The 19755-nt window shown below is 56.1% G+C and carries 17 protein-coding genes, 1 tRNA gene and 1 other RNA gene; 12 read left to right on the top strand and 7 right to left on the bottom strand.

Annotated features, from left to right (window positions below; translation table 11 throughout):
* Window positions 1-118: 118 nt before the first annotated feature.
* From ACX5K5_RS01665 to ACX5K5_RS01645, 5 genes are all read left to right on the top strand, one after another.
* Window positions 119-670 carry an AAA family ATPase gene (locus tag ACX5K5_RS01665; protein ID WP_459174911.1) on the top strand — a complete coding sequence of 184 codons (552 nt, stop codon included), beginning with the start codon at window positions 119-121 and terminating at the stop codon, window positions 668-670.
* A gap of 9 nt (window positions 671-679) precedes the next feature.
* Window positions 680-1282: a HutD family protein gene (locus ACX5K5_RS01660; RefSeq protein WP_096254088.1), complete on the top strand. Its 603-nt coding sequence runs from the start codon at window positions 680-682 to the stop codon at window positions 1280-1282.
* 313 nt (window positions 1283-1595) lie between these two features.
* Window positions 1596-2897, top strand: coding sequence for an isocitrate lyase (gene aceA, locus ACX5K5_RS01655; protein ID WP_096254098.1), 1302 nt, complete (start codon window positions 1596-1598; stop codon window positions 2895-2897).
* Between the two features lie 81 nt (window positions 2898-2978).
* Window positions 2979-4616, top strand: a complete 1638-nt coding sequence (gene aceB, locus ACX5K5_RS01650; protein ID WP_188687270.1) for a malate synthase A — start codon at window positions 2979-2981, stop codon at window positions 4614-4616.
* A 134-nt stretch (window positions 4617-4750) separates the two neighbouring features.
* Complete coding sequence (locus ACX5K5_RS01645; protein WP_188687271.1) at window positions 4751-5791, top strand: alpha/beta hydrolase; 1041 nt, start codon at window positions 4751-4753, stop codon at window positions 5789-5791.
* Here ACX5K5_RS01645 and ACX5K5_RS01640 read toward each other — a convergent pair whose 3' ends face one another.
* The gene (locus ACX5K5_RS01640; RefSeq protein ID WP_459174910.1) at window positions 5792-6364 is read right to left on the bottom strand and encodes a histidine phosphatase family protein; all 573 of its coding nucleotides are present in this window, start codon (window positions 6362-6364) and stop codon (window positions 5792-5794) included. It abuts the gene before it with no gap.
* 251 nt (window positions 6365-6615) lie between these two features.
* Between ACX5K5_RS01640 and ACX5K5_RS01635 the strand changes: the two genes are divergently transcribed.
* Window positions 6616-7944, top strand: a complete 1329-nt coding sequence (locus ACX5K5_RS01635) for an amino acid permease (protein ID WP_443458598.1) — start codon at window positions 6616-6618, stop codon at window positions 7942-7944.
* 60 nt (window positions 7945-8004) lie between these two features.
* Here the strand turns inward: ACX5K5_RS01635 and ACX5K5_RS01630 are convergent, their stop codons facing one another.
* Window positions 8005-8661 (bottom strand): YoaK family protein, encoded by a 657-nt coding sequence (locus ACX5K5_RS01630; protein ID WP_442346946.1) that lies wholly within the window; start codon window positions 8659-8661, stop codon window positions 8005-8007.
* Window positions 8662-8751: 90 nt separating this feature from the next.
* On the opposite strand from ACX5K5_RS01630, the gene ACX5K5_RS01625 reads away from it, so the two are divergent.
* Entirely contained in the window at window positions 8752-9408 is a 657-nt protein-coding gene (locus ACX5K5_RS01625; RefSeq protein ID WP_442346947.1) for a DsbA family oxidoreductase, read from the top strand.
* A 23-nt stretch (window positions 9409-9431) separates the two neighbouring features.
* Here the strand turns inward: ACX5K5_RS01625 and ACX5K5_RS01620 are convergent, their stop codons facing one another.
* Together ACX5K5_RS01620 and ACX5K5_RS01615 are read right to left on the bottom strand one after the other, a co-directional pair.
* A complete protein-coding gene (locus tag ACX5K5_RS01620) occupies window positions 9432-10064 on the bottom strand; it encodes a LytR C-terminal domain-containing protein (RefSeq protein ID WP_443443582.1) in 633 nt (210 codons plus the stop codon).
* 66 nt (window positions 10065-10130) lie between these two features.
* A complete protein-coding gene (locus tag ACX5K5_RS01615) occupies window positions 10131-10430 on the bottom strand; it encodes a type II toxin-antitoxin system VapB family antitoxin (RefSeq protein ID WP_096254069.1) in 300 nt (99 codons plus the stop codon).
* A gap of 259 nt (window positions 10431-10689) precedes the next feature.
* Between ACX5K5_RS01615 and ACX5K5_RS01610 the strand changes: the two genes are divergently transcribed.
* On the top strand, window positions 10690-11730 hold the full coding sequence (locus ACX5K5_RS01610) for an isopenicillin N synthase family dioxygenase (RefSeq protein WP_096254066.1): 1041 nt from the start codon (window positions 10690-10692) through the stop codon (window positions 11728-11730).
* A gap of 247 nt (window positions 11731-11977) precedes the next feature.
* Here the strand turns inward: ACX5K5_RS01610 and ACX5K5_RS01605 are convergent, their stop codons facing one another.
* The 3 genes from ACX5K5_RS01605 to ACX5K5_RS01595 form a co-directional block, all read right to left on the bottom strand.
* Complete coding sequence (locus ACX5K5_RS01605; protein WP_188687276.1) at window positions 11978-12742, bottom strand: response regulator transcription factor; 765 nt, start codon at window positions 12740-12742, stop codon at window positions 11978-11980.
* 83 nt (window positions 12743-12825) lie between these two features.
* Window positions 12826-13197, bottom strand: a complete 372-nt coding sequence (locus ACX5K5_RS01600) for a VOC family protein (RefSeq protein ID WP_188687277.1) — start codon at window positions 13195-13197, stop codon at window positions 12826-12828.
* A gap of 125 nt (window positions 13198-13322) precedes the next feature.
* Window positions 13323-13407 (bottom strand) — tRNA-Ser (locus ACX5K5_RS01595).
* A 187-nt stretch (window positions 13408-13594) separates the two neighbouring features.
* On the opposite strand from ACX5K5_RS01595, the gene ACX5K5_RS01590 reads away from it, so the two are divergent.
* The 4 genes from ACX5K5_RS01590 to ACX5K5_RS01575 all read left to right on the top strand — a co-directional run bounded on the left by ACX5K5_RS01590 (window position 13595) and on the right by ACX5K5_RS01575 (window position 19718).
* A complete protein-coding gene (locus ACX5K5_RS01590; RefSeq protein WP_459174909.1) occupies window positions 13595-15118 on the top strand; it encodes an HNH endonuclease signature motif containing protein in 1524 nt (507 codons plus the stop codon).
* 87 nt (window positions 15119-15205) lie between these two features.
* An RNA gene (gene ffs / locus ACX5K5_RS01585) (signal recognition particle sRNA small type) lies at window positions 15206-15302 on the top strand.
* Window positions 15303-15329: 27 nt separating this feature from the next.
* Window positions 15330-16250 (top strand): tRNA glutamyl-Q(34) synthetase GluQRS, encoded by a 921-nt coding sequence (gluQRS, locus tag ACX5K5_RS01580; protein ID WP_096254060.1) that lies wholly within the window; start codon window positions 15330-15332, stop codon window positions 16248-16250.
* Between the two features lie 9 nt (window positions 16251-16259).
* The gene (locus ACX5K5_RS01575) at window positions 16260-19718 is read left to right on the top strand and encodes a DNA polymerase III subunit gamma and tau (protein ID WP_459174908.1); all 3459 of its coding nucleotides are present in this window, start codon (window positions 16260-16262) and stop codon (window positions 19716-19718) included.
* Window positions 19719-19755 lie beyond the last annotated feature (37 nt).

Genomic DNA, 19755 nt, shown 5'->3' with positions numbered 1-19755 from the left:
GTACTTGAACGTTGTAGAGATTAAGACATCTACTTAAGGACCTGCGATTATCACCACCGAAATCACACAGCGCCCCGTTCATCACCCCAAAGCTTTACGGTTCAGCGGGACCCTGATTGTGCTCGGCATCGATGGTTCAGGCAAAAGCACCGCCGTCGCCACACTCGTCCACGCACTGAAGCAAGAAGATGTTCTCGCCCAGCGAGTGGCGAATCCAGCAGCGCGTAAATGGTTGAATCACCGAGTCGCCAATTCTCGTTTTGAAATTTCACGCGCCACCCAGGATGGCATCGAATCAATATTCCGACTGTTTAATGTCGCGCGCAATACGATCAAAGCTTCATTGTTCTCCGGAGTCACCGTGATGGATCGTCACGTAGCCTGCCAGCTTGCGCTTCGCCAGGTGCGCGGACTGCCACAAGGTCGATTCTTCCTCTGGCTAGCTCTCGCCTGTGCAAAAGATGCTGACGTGGTTGTGCTGGATGTTGGTGCGGACACGGCGTATTCACGAATTCAACAGCGCGGCGAGGATACCGAAACCAAGGAATTCCTTGAGGCGAGCCGCAACGCATATTTAGAGATGGCGGCGAGACATAAATGGACGGTGATCAGCTCCGCCCAACGCGTTGATGGTGTGGTTGATGAGCTACTAGCAGTTCTGGACAAGTAAACTCGAATTATGAGTGAAGCAGCCGCGCAGTTCGCCCCAGGAACCATCTTCCCACTAGCCCAGAGCAGCAAAAAACAATGGGAGCTGGGGCAGGTACGCCAGATATGCGCCGGCGAGCTAACCACCGAGGGTCAGCTCACCGCCGTCGTGCAAGACTCCGCGAGCTGGAACCTCTCGATTCGTTCAATTGAAAAAGCAGGCTCCTTTCAGGGCTCTGGTATTGCACAGGCGCTAACCCTCATTGCAGGAGATTTCCTCCAGCTTGATGTTGACGGGCAGATTCACGGACTTGAACCGTTGCGCCCACTTAAAATTGAAACGTCCAACCCCGTGACAACCAGCCAGCCCGCTGAGGAATTACTCGTCCTGCACCTAACGACCCAGTCTGGACGCGTGCGCGGCACAGTGCGCATCGTTGAACTGTCCAAGAAACGCGATCAGTACCTGTTCGATGGCCAGCTAGGTGTATTGGTGCAGGGTAACGGCATTCTGAAACTCAACGGCGAAGAACAAAAGCTGGAAGTGCGCGACACCGTCATCGGTGGCGATACGGCCGAACCGACCGTCTCTGGTCGCGGTTTCATGGCAGTCGTCTCACTGGATCTGCCCTAACCGGTAAAACCACTCATTTACGCACCATCCCACACTTTAGCGCGCCCAAGAGTTAGCCAGAGCACGCTCCAGTTTCTGAAAAAACTAACTTCTTTCCTTTCTGCTCTCCACTTTTTGAGCAGTTTTGCCCTAATGACGCGAATTTATGCGAAGAACTTAATATTTTTGAGCTTTGTCAAAGAACTGCAAATCTTTCCTCTAAAGACCCCTATTGCACCCCTTGCATCTGCGGAATAGTCAATGTCACGAAGAAGTTCACCGCATTCGAATGAATACGGACGAACACCAACATGTGGGCGAAGGGGCCAGCACAATGACTGAGCAGAATTCAATTGACAACCGCATCGCAACTATCGAGAACGACTGGGAGAACAACCCACGCTGGAACGGTGTCACCCGTGATTACAGTGCCGCTGATGTCGTAAACCTGCAGGGTCGTGTTCAAGAAGAAAACACGCTAGCCAAGCGTGGTTCGGAGAAACTGTGGAAGCAGCTCACCGAGGAAACCCCCACCGGTGGTTACACCAACGCACTAGGCGCACTGACCGGCAACCAGGCGGTCCAGCAGGTCAAGGCCGGACTTCGAGCCATCTATCTTTCCGGTTGGCAGGTGGCCGCGGATGCAAACCTCTCTGGGCAGACCTACCCAGACCAGTCGCTCTACCCGGCCAACTCGGTTCCACAGGTCGTCCGCCGCATCAATAACGCCTTGCTTCGCGCAGACCAGATCGAATTTTCCGAAGGCATTCAGAGCGTTGAGGACTGGATGGTCCCCATCGTCGCAGATGCCGAGGCAGGCTTCGGTGGACCACTCAACGCTTACGAGCTGATGAAGTCGATGATCACCGCCGGCGCTTCCGGGGTCCACTGGGAAGACCAGCTGGCATCCGAGAAGAAGTGTGGCCACCTCGGTGGCAAGGTGCTCATCCCAACCCAGCAGCACGTTCGCACGCTGAATGCGGCCCGCCTAGCAGCCGACGTGGCGGGAACCCCGTCGGTAGTCATCGCCCGCACCGACGCCGAGGCAGCCACCCTGATCACCTCGGACGTTGATGAACGAGATCAGCAGTTCATCACCGGCGAGCGCACCGCCGAAGGTTTCTACAAGGTTCGCAACGGAATCGAACCATGTATTGCCCGTGCCAAGGCCTACGCTCCGTACTCCGACCTCATCTGGATGGAGACCGGAACCCCGGACCTGGAGTTGGCTCGCAAGTTCGCTGAGTCGGTCAAGGCTGAATTCCCTGATCAGATGCTCTCCTACAACTGCTCACCTTCCTTCAATTGGAAGAAGCACTTGGACGATGCAACGATCGCCAAGTTCCAGCGGGAACTCGGTGCGATGGGCTTCAGCTTCCAGTTCATCACCCTGGCCGGCTTCCACGCACTGAACCACTCGATGTTTGACCTGGCCGAGGGCTACGCCCGAGAGGGCATGAGTGCCTACGTCGAATTGCAGGAACGCGAATTCGCTTCCGAGTCCCGCGGCTACACCGCAACCAAGCACCAGCGCGAGGTAGGTACCGGCTACTTCGACAAGATCGCCACCACGTTGAACCCCAACGCCTCCACCCTGGCTTTGGTTGGTTCCACCGAAGAAGGACAGTTCCACTAAATCAGGACCCCTTGGGGCCCTGACGGTGGGGCCGGCAATGACGCCGGCCCCACCGACCCCAAACTTTTAAGGAAGAACATCATGTTTACCCCCACCTCCCTGAACTCGATCCAGATCACCGCTACCCCAGTTCGTTACCAGGAACAGATCCTCACCGAACAGGCGTTGGATTTCATTTCCAACCTGCACCAGGCTTTTGAGGGCCGCCGTGTTGAGTTAATGCAGCGTCGTCAGCTGAACCGGGCTCGCATTGCCAATGGGCATGACCCGAAGTTCTTGGAGGAAACACGCCACATCCGCGAAGATGCGTCATGGCAGGTTGCGCCTATTGCACCGGGTCTTCAGGACCGCCGCGTAGAAATCACCGGGCCGATTGAACGCAAGATGGCAATCAACGCCTTGAACTCGGGTGCCAACGTCTGGCTGGCAGATATGGAAGATGCTTGCTCCCCTACCTGGCAGAACGTGATCAAGAATCAGGTCAACCTGTTGCGGGTATTGGATGGGGAACTTGATTTCACCGACCCTGATGGCCGGGAATACAAGCTGAACAGCTACGAGCTGAGCGATCTGCCAACCATCGTGGTTCGCCCGCGTGGCCTGCATCTGCCAGAGAAGCACCTGCTGATCAACGGCAAGCCAATTGCCGGCGCATTTGTAGACTTCGGTTTGCACTTCTTCCACAACGCACAGCGTCTGATCGATTCGGGCCGTGGCGCGTACTACTACCTGCCGAAGTTGGAAAATCACCTCGAAGCACGGTTGTGGAACGACGTGTTTGTGCTGGCTCAGGAACTGTTGGGTATCGAGCGCGGCACCATTCGTGCCACGGTACTCATCGAGACCATCACCGCCGCATTTGAGATGGAGGAAATCCTCTACGAGCTGCGTGAGCACTCGGCCGGACTGAACGCAGGACGCTGGGACTACATCTTCTCGATCATCAAGAACTTCCGTTCCCGCGGTCCGCGCTTCGTCTTCCCAGACCGCGAGCTGGTGACCATGACCAGCCCGTTCATGCGGGCTTACACCGAACAGTTGGTCCGTGCCTGCCACCGCCGTGGGGCTACCGCAATCGGCGGAATGAGCGCTTTCGTGCCAAGCCGTAAGGATGCTTCAATCAACCAGATCGCCTTCGAAAAGGTGTCCGAGGACAAGGCCCGCGAAGCCAACGACGGCTTTGACGGTTCATGGGTGGCACACCCGGATCTGGTTCCGGTAGCTCGTGAGGTCTATGACCGGGTATTGGGTGCAAATCCACACCAGATCTCCCGCACCCGTGAGGATGTGGAAGTTTCGGCCAAGGAACTGCTGAACGTGGAGGGCCTGGAAGGTCGAATCACCGAACGCGGTATCCGCGAGAACATCGAGATCGCCATCCGCTACGTTGAGTCGTGGCTGCGCGGCAACGGTGCGGTGGCACTGCGCAACCTGATGGAAGATGCCGCTACCGCGGAAATCTCCCGTTCCCAGTTGTGGCAGTGGATCCACCAGTCGGCAATCACCGACACCGGTGAGGTCATCACCCGGGCCTGGATGCACGAGCTGACCGATGAAACCATCGAGAAGATCGAGCGTTTTGAAGGGGACCGCTTCGAACAAGCGGTAGAAATCTTCGAAGCTTGCGCCCTGCGCGATGACTTCCCCACCTTCTTGACGTCCAACACCTACCAGCGTTACCTGGACACCCCAGCACCGGCCTACGAAATTGCCAGCTAGTCCAGGACAGTAACTCGGCGGTCCGCGCCTAAACTCAACAACTTAATGCGCACTGCCACGAACTGCGGCATTCATCGGATGGTAACCAGCCCATCCGGGGGATGCCGTTTTTCGTGCGCGGTTAGGATATCTTTATGGCCTTCCAATTTCGTTCCCCCACCGAGGAGCTTTGGGGCGCCGATGTACTGGGCGCAGATTATGCCAGTCGCAAGCTACCCCTCACGGACGGTTCCACCGCGACATTGATCCGTCACCGTCCGGTTGGTCGCCGGTTACGCTTTGCCCCACCCTTGCGTGGGTTAGCGATCCTATATGTGCACGGCTGGTCTGACTACTTTTTCCAGACCGAGTTAGCGCAGTTCCTCACCGAGGCCGGAGCCGACTTCTATGCGTTAGATCTGCGTCATTACGGGCGCAACCTCAGCGCCTCCAGCGTGCCGGGGTTCATCACTAACCTGGAAGATTATTTCGAAGAATTTGATGCGGCGCACCGAATTATCTCCAGCGCTCATCCGGGCACACGGTTTGTGATGCTCGGCCATTCCACCGGAGGACTCAGCGCATCACTCTACGCGGCGGCGAATCCCACCAAGGTTGATGCGTTGGCGCTTAATAGTCCGTGGCTGGAATTTCAGGCCTCGGAGCTGGGACGCACCGCATTAGCAAAAATCCTGAAAGCAACCAGCCATCGCAACCCCTACCGAAACCTCCCGGGCATCGACCCGGGGTTTTACACCCGCACGGTATCCAACCGTTTTGAAGGCGAATGGGATTACAACTTAGCTTGGCGTCCGGCCAACGGTTTTCCCTTGCACACCGGGTTCATCTCCGCGGTATTCGCTGCCCAGGCAAAGGTCAAGAAGGGCCTGGATCTGAAGCAACCGGTGCTGGTCATGCTTAGCGCCAAAGACTATCTGCTGCCGCGCTGGAATGACGCCGCTAGCCGCTCCGATGTGGCATTGAACGTGCAGGTGGTCGCGCAACGAAGCATTAATCTAGGCCGCGAACTGCATTTGGTTCGACTACCCAACGCACTGCATGACGTGTTTCTTTCACCAGTTTCGATACGTTCCGACGCATACCTACGGCTGGGATCATGGCTGTCTAACATTAAAAGTCAGCAATCTGACTCGGGTATTGCTCGGGCGGTACAGCGCACCGTAGAACGCGACTAACTACTGGGTTTTGACAGGCGGTTGTGGCATCTGGTCGTTGACCAGTTTTAGTTCCCAACCATCGATTTCATATTCTAGGATCGCTACCGACCCGTTGCGGATAGTGTCCAGCTGGTAACCGGCGAAGTGCGAGAGCGTGTACCGAATAATCGTGCCGTGACAGACTACTGCAACGTTTTTACCCGGGTAATCGGAAGCGATCTGTTCGATGGCGCGCAACCCGCGGTCAACCACCGATTCCAAAGATTCGATGCCACCACCGATTTTACCCGGCCAGCGTTGTGCGGCCTCAGTTTCCAAAACCCCTTCGCCTTCGCCGTAATCACGCTCGATGAGCAGATCATAGGCTGGGCCAACTTCTAGGCCGAGCCCGTCGGCGATGATCTGCGCGGTTTCACGTGCGCGGCTTAGTGGAGAGGAAACAATGACGTCCCAGCGTGCGGAGCCAAGGATCTGCACCGCGTCGCTGGCTTGCGCCCGCCCGGTGTCATTCAGCTCGATATCGCTACTTCCCTGCAAGCGTCCTTCGAGGTTCCAGCGAGTCTGACCGTGTCTGATGAATCCAAGTTCCATAAGTTCATTCTCCCACTCTGCGCCACTGCGCATGCCTGAGATGAGCTATCTCACGATAGATCTTGACCACAAACAACCCCGAGCAACACCGCACAGCACGTAAAATTCTTGAGGCACTCGCTGGCTTAAATTCTTTGAATCACGCGCACAGCCACTGATCACATGCACCTCAAACAAGATCCGAGATTTTCATCGTGACCGATATTAAGGGCTCTCTCGCCCGCGGGCTCACGGCCCGCCACATCCGCTTCATGGCACTTGGCTCTGCCATTGGTACCGGATTGTTCTACGGTTCCTCCGCTGCCATCCAGGCCGCCGGACCGGCAGTACTCTTCGCCTACATGATTGGTGGCGCGGCGGTATTTATCGTCATGCGCGCCATGGGCGAGATGGCGGTGAAACATCCGGTTTCTGGTTCTTTTGCACACTACGCGTCGCGCTATCTAGGCCGCTTCGCCGGGTTTGTCACCGGCTGGACCTTCACCTTCGAGATGGCGATCGTTGCCATTGCCGACGTGACCGCTTTCGGTATTTACATGCGTTTCTGGTTCCCGCAGGTCTCACAGTGGATCTGGGTTCTTGCCGTGGTGCTACTGATCGCGGTCATCAACTTGATGAAGGTTAAGGTCTTTGGCGAAACCGAGTTCTGGTTGGCAGTCATCAAAGTCACCGCAATCGTTGCGATGATCATCGGTGGCGCAGCATTAATCGTCTTCGGTTTCACCGCACCGGGTTCGGAAACAGCTACTGGTTTTGCAACCTTAATGAGCGCCGGCACACTATTTCCTAATGGATTCATGGGGCTACTACTGTCGTTCGCTGTAGTGATGTTCGCCTTCGGTGGCATCGAGACCATCGGGATCACCGCCGGTGAAGCCGAAGATCCAGCGAAGTCTGTACCAGCTGCGATCAACACCGTGCCCTGGCGCATCCTGCTGTTCTACGTAGCATCGCTTGCCGTAGTCATGATGCTCTTCGACTGGCGTCAGATCGATGGATCAGCCTCACCATTCGTGCAGATCTTTGATGCACTGGGCCTGCCTGCTGCTGCACACATATTAAATGCAGTGGTTATTACTGCCGCAGTGTCTGCGATCAATGCCGATACCTTTGGTGCCGGACGCATGATGTTTGCGATGTCACGAGAAGGCCATGCTCCGGCTTCCTTCGCAAAAATCTCCCGCCATGGAGTGCCGTGGATGACGGTAGTCATCATGTCCTTGGTGTTGCTGGTCGGCGTAGTTCTCAACGCCCTGCTGCCAGAATCGCTGTTCATGATCATCGCCTCGATCGCCACCTTCGCGACGGTTTGGGTGTGGATCATGATTCTCACCTCCTACTTGGCGATGCGCCGTGAGGACAAAAAGAGCGTTGCTCTCGAACGTGAATTCACGGTTCCCGGCGGCACCATCAGTGCTTGGATTGCGTTGGTATTTATGGCCTTTGTGGTCGTACTGCTGGCTTTGAGTGCGGAGACTCGCGTCGCACTTTACGCCGGTGCCGGTTGGCTAGTCTTGCTTGGTCTGGCCTATAAATTCCTCGTGCGTACACCGCAAGATGAGCTTGCCTCAAGCAAATAAGCTAAACCGTCTATAACCAAAAAAATCCGCCAAGTCTATGACTTGGCGGATTTTTTGTGCTTAGCGTGTGCCGCTAATCAGACGGCGTTCACGTATTAACCCAAGGCTCGCCCAACCGAGCATGCCCAGAGCCACCAACCACAATGCCGCTAGCCCAAACTGCAAATAGGCAAATGCACCACATACCGAACCGAGGGTAATCATGGCCCAAAGGATCGCGTATGGAACCCACAGAGTTCGATTTGCCCCAGATAAGGCTCCGGCCAGATGCTGACCAAGCTTCACCAGCGTCCCGGTCATATAGGTCAACCCCAACGACACTTCCCCAGAACGGGTATAGCTAACGTTGACTGCCCCCATAGCCGCTGCCAGCAGACAAGCCGTCACCGTTTCTCCCGAAGATCCTAAAATCGCTGCTACCAATAAGAGAGCCCCCGATAGATACATCACCCGGGGTCGCCTGAAGCGTGAGGCTTTGGCAGAAATCAGCGTCGCAAGGACCACCCCAAGAACGAAGCTGGCCACAAAACTCATAGCTAGCAACCAACCACTTACGTCACCAGTTGCTAGCGCGGCGGAGGAACGTGTTGAGTTACCCGACATAAAGGAGAGGAAATATCCGGAGAAGTGCAAGAATCCCACGCCGTCGACAAAACCAGCCATCATAGTGATCCCACCAGCAAAGAATATCCCTTTATAGCTCAACGACTTGGCCATTTTCCTCCTGACTGCACCGAACTTCTTTTGCTTCTATCTTGCCACCTGGTTATCGGGAATGTTGCAGGACTCCAAGTAGTTGAAACTTACATGAGCGAAAAACGAGTCCGTGTGGACATCTGGTCTGATATTGCCTGCCCTTGGTGCTTCATTGGAAAGCGCCGCTTTGAAAAGGGCGTCGAAGAATTTGAGTTCTCCGACAACGTGGATGTTTATTGGCATGCATACCAGCTGGATCCAAGCCTGCCCGAACACTATGACGGTGATGAGGTGCAGTATCTTTCCCAGGTCAAGGGTATGGATCCGGAGCAGGTGAAGGGCATGTTGGAACATGTCACCGAGCAGGCCGCCGGCGAAGGACTCAACTACAGATTTGATCAGTTGCGTCCGGCTAACTCGTTCACCGCGCTGCGCGTACTTGAGCAGGCCAAGACCGAGTCCAAAGGCAGCGAGATGAAAGAGACTCTACTTTCGGCACATTTCGAGCGCGGTCTGGATACCGGGGACCGCCAAGTTCTTGCCAAGCTCGCTACAGAGGTGGGACTCGATGAGGCCGCCACCGCAGAGACGCTGAATTCGCAGAAATATGCCGAAGAAGTCAATGCAGATATCGAGCAGGCTCGTCAGTTGGGCATCAGTGGAGTGCCATTCTTTGTTATTGACGGCAAATACGGCATCTCCGGAGCACAGCCAGCCGAGGCTTTCACCAACGCGCTGGCTCAGGTCCACGCCGAAACCGCCGGCTAGATTTCACCGGTGCTTCGCTGCCGCTATTTTGATTCGGCGCAGCGAAGCTTTCCGGGAGCGTCATTCAACTTGCGTTCCTTTTCCAGCCCTTCGAACTTTGCGCCGACCTCTAAATCTATGCGGTCATCGCGGCGGTCCTTGTCAAAGACGAACACTGCCCCGGGGACCTGCCGTTGAATGCTCAGCGCTTGCGCATAACCTTTGGGACCGGCAATCACCGCACCCACCTCTTCGGCATAGTCACTGGCAGATTCGGTGACCGAGGTGATAGTGAAGCCGCGCTCTTTAAGCCTTTCGGCCGTTGACCCTGCTAATCCTGACTCGCCGGTGGTATTCAGTACGCGGACCATCACTGTCCCCGGGTCTTGTACTTTAAAGTTCACATCAGGGCATACCGGATTTTCGATATTGGCCGGAGCATCGCTTGCTGCCTGTGGTGTTTGGTCTTTATTCCAGGGCCAGTTGCCGGTGAAGATCAGCACTGAAACCACAAAAGCGACCACGACCAGCGCGGCCATGACCGTAAAAACCACGTTCTGTCGACTACGGCGACGCTTTTTGGCCTGCCCATCGGATTGAAAGGCGAGCTCTGCTTCACTGACGATGTGTTGCCCATGCCAGCTACTTGGATCGCGACGATCCTTCGGCTCGGTCATAAACCCACCTTCCCTGCGCACCCTTCGGCCTGCGACGTGAGGCTATCTTGAGTCGAAGCCTACCCGTTAGCCTTCAAGATCCAACACCCTTGCATGGATTATTGCTCGATGGTGCAACGCAGAACGTAAGGCTCTGTGCAACCCATCTTCCAAATACAAGGTGCCCTGCCAGCGCACCACGTGCGGGAACAGATCTCCGTAGAAGGTTGAGTCCTCGGAAAGCAGTGCCGATAAATCAAGCACTGTTTTGGTGGTCACCAGCTCGTCGAGCTTCACCTGCTGTGGAGGGATCTCACTCCACTGCCGAGAGGTGGATAACTCATGCGCTGGGTACGGACGCGAATCGCCCACGGCTCGAAAAATCACTCTCTAAGCATATGTACAACTGCCAGCAAAAACACTTTGCCCTCCACAGAACTCACATTCTTCCACTCTGAAACCGACATGCGAAGAGATGACGGGCCAGATCCCACCCACTACCGAGAAAACCGTTTAGCGAATTGCAATCGCTAATGATGGGACTTTGTTAAGCAAAAAGCAAGGATTGTTACGATGGGTGAAACTTGGCGGAACTCGGCGTAACGGACGCTAGTAACAATTGTGTTTTTGGGTGCACGCTAGATGTATGAACAACGTAGTCACCGAGATCCCAGTCCTCGATATCTCTACCGCACGTAACGTCGATGGAAGCTTTAATGAAGCCTTCGTAGCAGCGCTACGCGATGCTGCGCATCGCGTAGGTTTCTTTCAGATCGTGGGTTACGGCTCCCATGAAAACCAGGATCAGGAACTCTTAGACACCATTGCCGAGTTCTTCAAAAAACCAGTCGAAGAGAAAATCAAACTCGACAACCGGAACAGTGCCCAATTCCGCGGTTACACCCGCATGGGCACCGAGATCACCCGGGGTCGCGCAGACGCCCGCGAACAGATTGATTACGGTCCAGCACGTGAGACTCTCTCCGAGGTGCCGAGCGACAAGCCATTCTTGAATCTACAGGGGCCGAACCAGTTCCCAGAAGATTTCCCACAGCTCGAGGAACGAGCCATGCAGTGGGCGGAACTGATGAATCAGACCGGCCACGAACTACTCTCTGCGCTTGCCGTTGGTATGGGGCTTCCCGAAGATCATTTTGACGAACCCTTTGCCAAGACTCCTTCTTGGATGGGCAAACTAGTACATTATGTCTCAGGCGACGTGGTTCCGGAGTCCGGCAACCAGGGCGTAGGTCTACACGCTGACTACGGTTTTGTAACCCTCCTATTACAAGACCAAGTTGGTGGCCTTCAGGTGCAGCCATACGGCCAAGAAGAGTGGATTGCGGTGCCACCTACCCCCGGCGCTTTAGTGGTCAACCTCGGCGAAATGCTCGAAGTAGCCACCGATGGATACCTGATGGCAACCATTCACCGGGTGATCGCTCCGCCAGCCGGCGTGGACCGTTACTCCGTACCGTTCTTCTATTCCCCACGTTTAGATGCGGTGATCGACAAGGTGCAGCTACCGGCAGCCCTTGCAGCGCAAGCGCGTGGAATCTCCGATGATCCACAGAACCCGATGCTCGCCTCTTATGGTGCCAATGTGCTCAAGGGTTGGTTGCGTGCTCACCCACAAACCGCGGCTATTCACTACCCAGAATTGAGCAGCCCCACGGCATCTGTCTAGTCACCGATCTCCGCTGACGTATGAAGGCTTCGAAATAGTATTGCGCTACTATTTCGAAGCCTTCACTCACTTAAACGGGTAACCATATAGAAAACCGTCCGCTCGACAGTCGATTAGTCCCCCAAGTCCTAACCTGATTCAGCACTTCGCCCGTCTGGCCCAAAGCCATGGACAACATTGTGCTCGATGAGTCTCAAGTTGACGCCATCTACAGCTCAAGATCAGCTCAAGAATTATCCAGCCAGTATTACTCGGTTTCGTGAGGCCCAATCATTCGGTACCCCACACCGCGTACCGTCTCGATCCACCGTTCTTCGCGCGCTGAATCGCCTAGTTTGCGCCTGAGATTTGCAATATGCACTTCAATGCTGCGCACGGCTGCCGGTGACACATATAAGTCCACTGCGTCCAGTTCATCTTCATCACCCAGAATGCGAGCGAGCTCCTTCTTGCTTCGCACATGCCCGGGATACACCAACAGCGCGCGCAACAGCGAAAATTCAGTAGCAGTCAGTTTAACCGGCACGTCGTCAATCGTCACCTGCCAGGTCACAACGTTGAGCGCAAGGTTTCGATGGCGAAGGATCTGGTCCGCACGCCGCTCGCGCAAGGCGAGCAAATTATTGATGTTATCTTGCCGCCGGACGAAGGAATCTACACGCGCCCTAAATTCTCGCTTTTTTATCGGCTTCGCAACTACGCCGTCAGCACCGGAGTCATAGGCGTGAACCACTTCAAACTCATCATTTGTTTCAAGCACCGCTAGTAGCAGCGCATTAACTCGTGCAGAGATCCTCCGCAGAGTTTCGTGCCCGTCAATATCTCGAAGGCCATACCCCACCACAATTACTTCTGGATTACTCCGCGTGGCTAGATCGACGCCTTCCTCGCCTGTTGAGGCTTCTTGAACAACAAATCCCACGTGTTTGAGCATTCGAGACAAGACTGCTCGGGTCTCAAATTCGTGCTCAATGACGACTGCCTTACGATTTTCCCCAACCAAGCCAGCCACACCCCCAATTAGTGATAGCCCTCACTATCCACGTGAGAAACCATGCTACCGGACGGCCTAGGCAGGTTGACCGAGAGCTGGCACTACAGCTCCTGCGATCTGAGGACGCAAAATTCGTTGCCTTCAGGGTCAAGAAGGATAACCCATGAAACATCTCTCGCATCAGCTTCAGGGTACGTTGCGCCCAGCGATAGTAGCCGCTCAACTTCTTCATCTTGCGTGCAGGCAATCGGGCGAACATCTATATGTAGCCGGTTCTTCGCTGACTTTTCTTCTGGAACCTGCGCGAAGGTCAACACAGGGTGTGGACCTAGCGATGCTTTTTCAGCAGGCCCAATAGTCACTAAGCCAGCTTCCTCGGAGAGCACCGAGAAGTCGAGTGCTTCAGCCCAAAACCGGGCAATGAGGACCGGATTTTTACAATCAATGGCGAGTTCTGCGAACCTGCAACTCATAAAAATCCTCCAAACCTACGGCGAAACGACCCATCGTCTCGCGCGAGCACCTCATACTTAGGGATGCTACCCCTGGAATCGAGCTTAAACACGAAAACCCCCGATTTCTCGGGGGTTTTCATCGGCGGAGGATAGGGGATTTGAACCCCTGAGGGCGTTAACCCAACACGCGTTCCAGGCGTGCGCCATAGGCCGCTAGGCGAATCCTCCTCAGTTTGCTCCATGGAGCAGGTACCAGCATATCTAAATATCGCCACAATCACGAATCGAGAACTTCAGCAATCATTATGCGGTTATCCGATACATAAAATTGCCTAACTTTAGGGGATTTTGGCCTTTATCCACATCTGGTAAAAGCTTCCGACTTCAACCCTGGCACCCATTAGACACTTAAAACATGAACAAACGAGAGGTATTTCATAACGACGATGATGCGCATCGTCTCCATATCAGTCCGCCGGGCACCAGAACAGATCCAGGTACCGACGGCATGTGGGCTGCCAATATTGAGCAGGATACGATCTTCGCGCAACTGGCAGCCATCACCAAGGAACTCCATCAATCGGGCAGAGCCATCGAACCTGACGGCGGACTAAACCAGTTAAAGCTCCTTGGCCAAGCGCGCAGCATGCTTGACGCTGCAGAGGCTGTGCTACTAGCCGACACCTACGAATTGGCAACCAAGCAGGCGGCGCAAACAGGTACTCAAGAATTTCTGATCGAGGACCCGCTTCAAACCCAAGCCGCAGAACGCTTTGGTGTAGACCCGCAGTCGGAACCGTTGGTGCGAGCCTCATTTATTGCCGAAGCCGCCGGTGCCTTGCGTCAAAGTGATCGCATTACCCAAAACAGACTTTTCACCGCTGAGGGATTACGTTATCTCTGTAAAGAGACTCTCAACGAGCTGAGCCAAGGCACCATCACTACCAAAAGTGCCACCGAAATCGTCGCTCAGTCTCAAGACCTCGAACCTGATAATGTCCAGCAACTGCAACAGGTACTGCTTCCCATTGCTCGCACCGGTTCGGATCGCTCGGTGAAAGACCGTGCGCGTAAGATGCGCGAACGTTTCTTGCCAGAACCAGTGGATGAGCGTCATGACAGGGGCCGCGAAACCCGTTCGGTCATCTGGTGGCCGGAAGCGGACGGGATGGCGGTGCTCCAACTACGCATTCCCGCAGAGGATGCACTGGCGATCCTCAACACGGTCAACTGGCATGCCCGCAACCACGATGATCCAGAGGATCTGCGTAACGAACAACAACGCCGTGCAGATATCCTTCGCGATGCCATCTTGGACGGCTGGCCAGCCAGCGAGGGCACACCACTTAAGGCTCGCGTATCGTTGACCATTCCAGCCCTGCAGATGCTCGCAGATCCATCTAGGACGCTGGCGGATCTTGAAGGATACGGACCGATTGGCATCGGAGCCGCCTTGCGCGTAGCGAAAGACGCTCCCTCGCTGATGGCAGTACTCACCGACCCGTGGTCGGGTGCGGTAATTGACGTGGGTAGGCGTAGATATCGACCGTCCAAGGCACTCAAAGATTTATTGCGAGAACGCGATAACCACTGCAGGTTCCCCGGATGCAACCGACTACCTGAATCCAGCGAAATCGATCATGTTGATGACTGGGCCAAAGGCGGACATACGAACCGAACTAATTCACAGTTATTGTGCAAACGTCATCAAATGTTTAAACACGCGCTCGGTTGGCAGTCCACATATATGCCCGACGGATCGGTTAATTGGCGCTCACCGAACGGAATCTTGCAGGTGGAACTTCCTGGCAGTGTCACCAGTGTGCAGAACTTCGACTTTGAGCGGAACCAGACTCCGATGCTCCCGGCGTCTGAGTTGCCTGCTCGAATACGGAGAGTACTTGGCTGGTATGACCCGCCGGACGCGGAAGTCGTGTGAGCTGACCTCATCAATCTCTTCCCCGGGTTGAGAGCAAGCGCACGCCTGCCGATTTTTATCCACCCCCAACTCTCGGGTAGTATCTTCTATGACCCCTCGTGTGGTGTCATCCTGTTGAACTCCCCCAGGACCGGAAGGTAGCAAGGGTAGATGGGCTCTGGCAGGTGCATGAGGGGTCTTTTATTTTTCTAGCAAGCCGAATGGAGTTCGCGTGGGCGTTGGTCGTTTCGCCCCAAGCCCGACTGGGCAACTCCACTTGGGCAACTTACGCACGGCTATTCTTGCTTGGCTTTTCGCCAAGTCCACCGATCGCCAATGCTTATTGCGCGTTGAAGACCTAGACCGTGTGCGCTCCGGAGCCGAAGAACAACAGCTTTCCGAGCTTGCCGCTATCGGCCTCGAATTCGATTCACCGCTGGTACGTCAAAGCGAGCGTCTACCCGTCTACCTCGATGCGATTCAATCGCTTCGGGACAAAGACCTACTCTTCGAGTGCTTTTGCACACGTAAAGATATTTCCGAAGCTGCCAGCGCACCGCATGCTGCCCCGGGCGCCTATCCTGGTACTTGCCGAAATCTGAGCCCCGAAGAACGAGCCGAAAAAGCCAAGGAACGTCCAGCAGCACTGCGTCTGCGTGCGGCGGTCGCTCAGTTCACTGTTCACGATGTAATTTTTGGCCAGTACACCGGAGTCGTTGACGATTTTGTGTTGCTACGCAACGACGGGTCCCCTGCCTACAACCTTGCGGTGGTAGTTGATGACGGTGCCTACGGCATCGACCAAGTCGTGCGCGGAGATGACCTTTTGTCTTCCGCCCCACGCCAGGCGTATCTGGCTCAGCTACTCGGAATGCCAATTCCGACCTACGCCCATGTTCCTCTAGCATTGAATTCCCAAGGCCAAAGGCTCGCTAAACGCGATGGTGCCGTAACGCTCGAAGACCTCTCCGAAAAAGGGGTAAATGGTGCCCAGATCCGCGCCTACTTGTTAGAGTCGTTGGGCTTGCCCGGAACGTCTTTGCAGGCCGCTTTGGACTCCTTCAACCCTGATGACTTGCCTCGCGAGCCTTGGGTTGTAGAACCAGAATTTATTGTCGACCAGTTGATGCCTCCGGCATCGCGCAACCGATAGGGTACCGGTGTGAGTACAGCGCTTTATCGCAGATACCGTCCAGACACTTTTGCCGAGGTTATCGGGCAGGAACATGTCACGGCCCCACTGATGACGGCTTTGGAAAAGAACCGTGTCAACCACGCCTATCTCTTTTCCGGACCACGCGGTTGCGGCAAAACCACGAGCGCTCGAATTCTGGCGCGCTGCCTGAACTGCGAACAGGGCCCTACGCCAACCCCATGTGGCACGTGTCCAAGTTGTGTGGAGCTGGCTAATGGTGGCCCAGGTTCTCTCGATGTGATTGAAATTGACGCGGCCAGCCACGGCGGTGTGGAAGACGCACGTGATCTGCGCGAACGCGCTACTTTCGCGCCTACCCGCGACCGCTACAAGATTTTTATTATTGATGAGGCCCATATGGTCACTTCGGCGGGCTTTAACGCCCTGCTGAAAATCGTTGAAGAGCCGCCAGCACATATCAAGTTCATTTTTGCGACTACGGAACCTGAAAAGGTCATTGGCACTATCCGTTCACGCACCCATCATTACCCGTTCCGTTTAGTGCCTCCCGAGGCCCTTTTGGACTATCTCAAGGTGCTCTGCGAGCGCGAAAATGTGGTGGTCGCCGACAGTGTATTGCCCCTGGTAATCCGTGCCGGCGGCGGTTCGGTACGCGACACTCTCTCGGTTCTAGACCAACTTATGGCCGGTGCCCGCGAAGGTGGAGTGGACTACGAGACTGCGATTGCTTTACTCGGCTACACCCATTCGACCCTGCTCGATGAGGTGATTCTCTCCCTGCATGAAAGCAATGGTGCTTCCCTCTTTGGAGCCATTGACCGCATCATCCAGACCGGTTTGGATCCACGCCGTTTCGTTGAAGACCTGCTTGAACGCATGCGAGACCTGATCATTGCCAAAGCGATGCCCGAAGGTCTGGAGAAAATCTTACGTGGCACTCCTGCCGACCAGTTGGAGTCGTTGCATTTACAAGCCTCGCTTGTCGGCGCCGGTGAGCTGAGTCGTTGGGCCGACGTAACAAATCAGGCCCTGAGCGAGATGAACGGGGCAACTTCGCCTCGGTTGCACCTGGAGCTACTGGCGGCACGCTTGATGCTCCCGGGTGCCGAAAATTCGGCAAGCGCCTTTGCTGCCCGGCTCGACCGACTCGAACGCCACGCGATCTCCGGCGGCGCGCTTCCCGAGCTGCCTGAAGGCGAGATGCCAGTTCAGTCTTCATCAGCGACTCCGTCTCCGGCGGCTGCTCGTCAGGGTGCGGCTGCTGTTCGTGAAGCTCTCGCAGCAGCCAAGGGTCGTAACGGCGGGGTAGAAACAGCTGCTGTCTCTGAGCAGTCCCCTGCGCCTCAGCAAGCGGCACCAGCACAGCATGCTGCCAACGTGCAGCAGCAAACGCAGCAAGAAGTTCAGACACAGCCCGAATCGCAGGCTCCGCAACCTGTTGCACCCCAAGAACAGTCACTGGAACAGTCGCCCGAGCAGTCCACGGCCTCACAACCGCAGACTCCGGCCGCGCAGGGCGAGCCAGATATTAACGCTCCGTTAGATCCAGATGCGGCTCGCTCGTTGAATACCGGGGAAGCCGCCGATTGGGGTGCCACGTGGGGCCCTAAGGAAGATCTGCACCCGGTCACCACTCCGGTCCAGCCTGGTCCGAGCGTTCCTGAGGCACGCCCAGAAGGCGTGGCCCCGTTTAGTCTGATTCCAGACCCGGCAGCCGGTGAAGATCTCTCCTTCGGTACGGGGGTTTCCATCGATGATGTGAAGCAAAACCCAGCCATGGCCGAGTTTGCACGCCGTACAGCTGAGAACCGTCAGCAGCCGACTCAGCAACAGACACCGCCGGCGCAGGCTCAGCCACAAGTTCAGCGCGAACCGTTGCAACAACAAGAAGCATCAGCTCCAGCCGCTAACCAGCAACGCCCCGAGGAGCTCCGGCAGGCTGAGGAACAGGCTGCCCGTGAGCAGGCTGAGCAGCGCGAAGCGCAGGAAAAAGCCGCCCGTGAGCAGGCTGAGCAACGTGCCGCCGCCGAGCAGCGCGACGCGCAGGAAAAAGCTGCCCGCGAACAAGCTGAAGCGCAGCAACGAGCGCAAGCTCAGCAGCAGCAGCAGCAGCAGCAGCAGGCCGCACCTCAGCAACAGGCGCCAAATGCCTCAACCCCGGTGCAGAAGTTCCAACAGGCGTGGCCCGCCATCTTGGAGCAGTTGCAGTCAAGCTCACGAGTACTTCACTCGATGGTTGCCAATTATGGTTCGGTGGCAGGATTTGATGGTCGCACGTTGACCCTTGCCTTCAGCAATACCGGCCCCATCGTCAATCTGCGTAATCGCCCAGACATGATGCAAATCTTGGTGGGCGTCCTTTGTCAGGTGGCAGGTCAACAAATTGAGGTCGTACTGACCGAGGGTGGGTCGGCAACCGCCGGTGGTGGTTCCCCAAAAGGTGAACGCCGGCCAACACCGGCGTCCGCCCCAGCAGTAGCCAACAACGTACAGGCTCCGAACGCTGGGGTTACGCCCAACGCTCCTGCACGCCCACAAACACCTCCTTCAGCAGCTCAACCCGCGGTTTCCCGTCCGGAGTCAGCGCGTTCAACAGCACCTATAAACAAGCCGGCTCCGGCTAAGGACAGCGGGTACGTCAGCAACTATGATGACGTCCCGCCACCGCTGGATGAACCATACATGGATGAGCCGCCCTATCCCGATGACGGATATGCGACAAGCGGTCCTACCTCGGCACCGGTTTCCGTGGCTTCACCACGGCCCGAGCCAACCACCGCGCCGCAGGTAAGCGAACCATCTTCGTTATCGCCTGCCGTGGTGGAACCGGTAATCCATGCTCCGCGAGCTACCGAATCACGCTCCTTCGACGGTCCGCCGGTGGCACCTCGCCCTCGGTTGACCGCCGGATTAAGCGCACGCCAGTCCGAGGTGCCGAGCCCGGCGATTTCTCGTCCGGTCTCGGAGACCCCGTTGCATCCAGGCAGCACCACCGATACTTTCGAGTCCAAGGTGATCCGTGAGCCTGAGCCACAGCCGGTAGCCGCGACACCGGTGGCCCCTGCAGTAGCAGCCACAGTTGCGACGCCATCTAAGCCAGCGGTCCAACCGGTGACCGAATCTGCACCAGCTTGGGGTGCCCCAAGCGAATCGGATGAACAGCCCGAAGCCCCAGCCCCGGTAGCTGGCGCTAGGTTGAGCCGTTATCAGCAGCTCATGAGCCAGTCGAAGGACAACGCACCGAGCACTCAGCAGACCAGTTCGGATAATGGTTGGGGTGCACCGGATCGCGTGGCCCGTGCAGCGCCAGCGGAACCCGAAGATTTCTCGCCCAGCGAGGATGATATCGAGGTCGAGGATTCCGCGCTGATCGGAGTGCCCGCGGTGGAACGTTTGCTCGGCGGTTTGGTCATTGAACAACGTGATGTGAATGGCAATGTCGTTGAAATGAAGCGCGGGCTCTAACCGGCATCTTGTCGGAGTGAGACACTAGTGTGTAACA

The sequence above is a fragment of the Glutamicibacter bergerei genome (genome assembly GCF_054495185.1).
Note: the sequence above shows the minus strand (reverse complement) of the source record. Positions and strands in the feature narration are given on the sequence as shown.

Excerpts from the sequence above, each read along its gene's own strand:
- ACX5K5_RS01635 (WP_443458598.1), top strand. The coding sequence starts at position 6,616 with ATGGCACTTGGCTCTGCCATTGGTACCGGATTGTTCTACGGTTCCTCC.
- aceB (WP_188687270.1), top strand. The coding sequence starts at position 2,979 with ATGTTTACCCCCACCTCCCTGAACTCGATCCAGATCACCGCTACCCCA.
- ACX5K5_RS01620 (WP_443443582.1), bottom strand. The coding sequence starts at position 10,064 with ATGACCGAGCCGAAGGATCGTCGCGATCCAAGTAGCTGGCATGGGCAA.
- ACX5K5_RS01590 (WP_459174909.1), top strand. The coding sequence starts at position 13,595 with ATGAACAAACGAGAGGTATTTCATAACGACGATGATGCGCATCGTCTC.
- ACX5K5_RS01600 (WP_188687277.1), bottom strand. The coding sequence starts at position 13,197 with ATGAGTTGCAGGTTCGCAGAACTCGCCATTGATTGTAAAAATCCGGTC.
- ACX5K5_RS01645 (WP_188687271.1), top strand. The coding sequence starts at position 4,751 with ATGGCCTTCCAATTTCGTTCCCCCACCGAGGAGCTTTGGGGCGCCGAT.
- ACX5K5_RS01625 (WP_442346947.1), top strand. The coding sequence starts at position 8,752 with ATGAGCGAAAAACGAGTCCGTGTGGACATCTGGTCTGATATTGCCTGC.
- aceA (WP_096254098.1), top strand. The coding sequence starts at position 1,596 with ATGACTGAGCAGAATTCAATTGACAACCGCATCGCAACTATCGAGAAC.
- ACX5K5_RS01640 (WP_459174910.1), bottom strand. The coding sequence starts at position 6,364 with ATGGAACTTGGATTCATCAGACACGGTCAGACTCGCTGGAACCTCGAA.
- ACX5K5_RS01630 (WP_442346946.1), bottom strand. The coding sequence starts at position 8,661 with ATGGCCAAGTCGTTGAGCTATAAAGGGATATTCTTTGCTGGTGGGATC.
- ACX5K5_RS01610 (WP_096254066.1), top strand. The coding sequence starts at position 10,690 with ATGAACAACGTAGTCACCGAGATCCCAGTCCTCGATATCTCTACCGCA.
- ACX5K5_RS01660 (WP_096254088.1), top strand. The coding sequence starts at position 680 with ATGAGTGAAGCAGCCGCGCAGTTCGCCCCAGGAACCATCTTCCCACTA.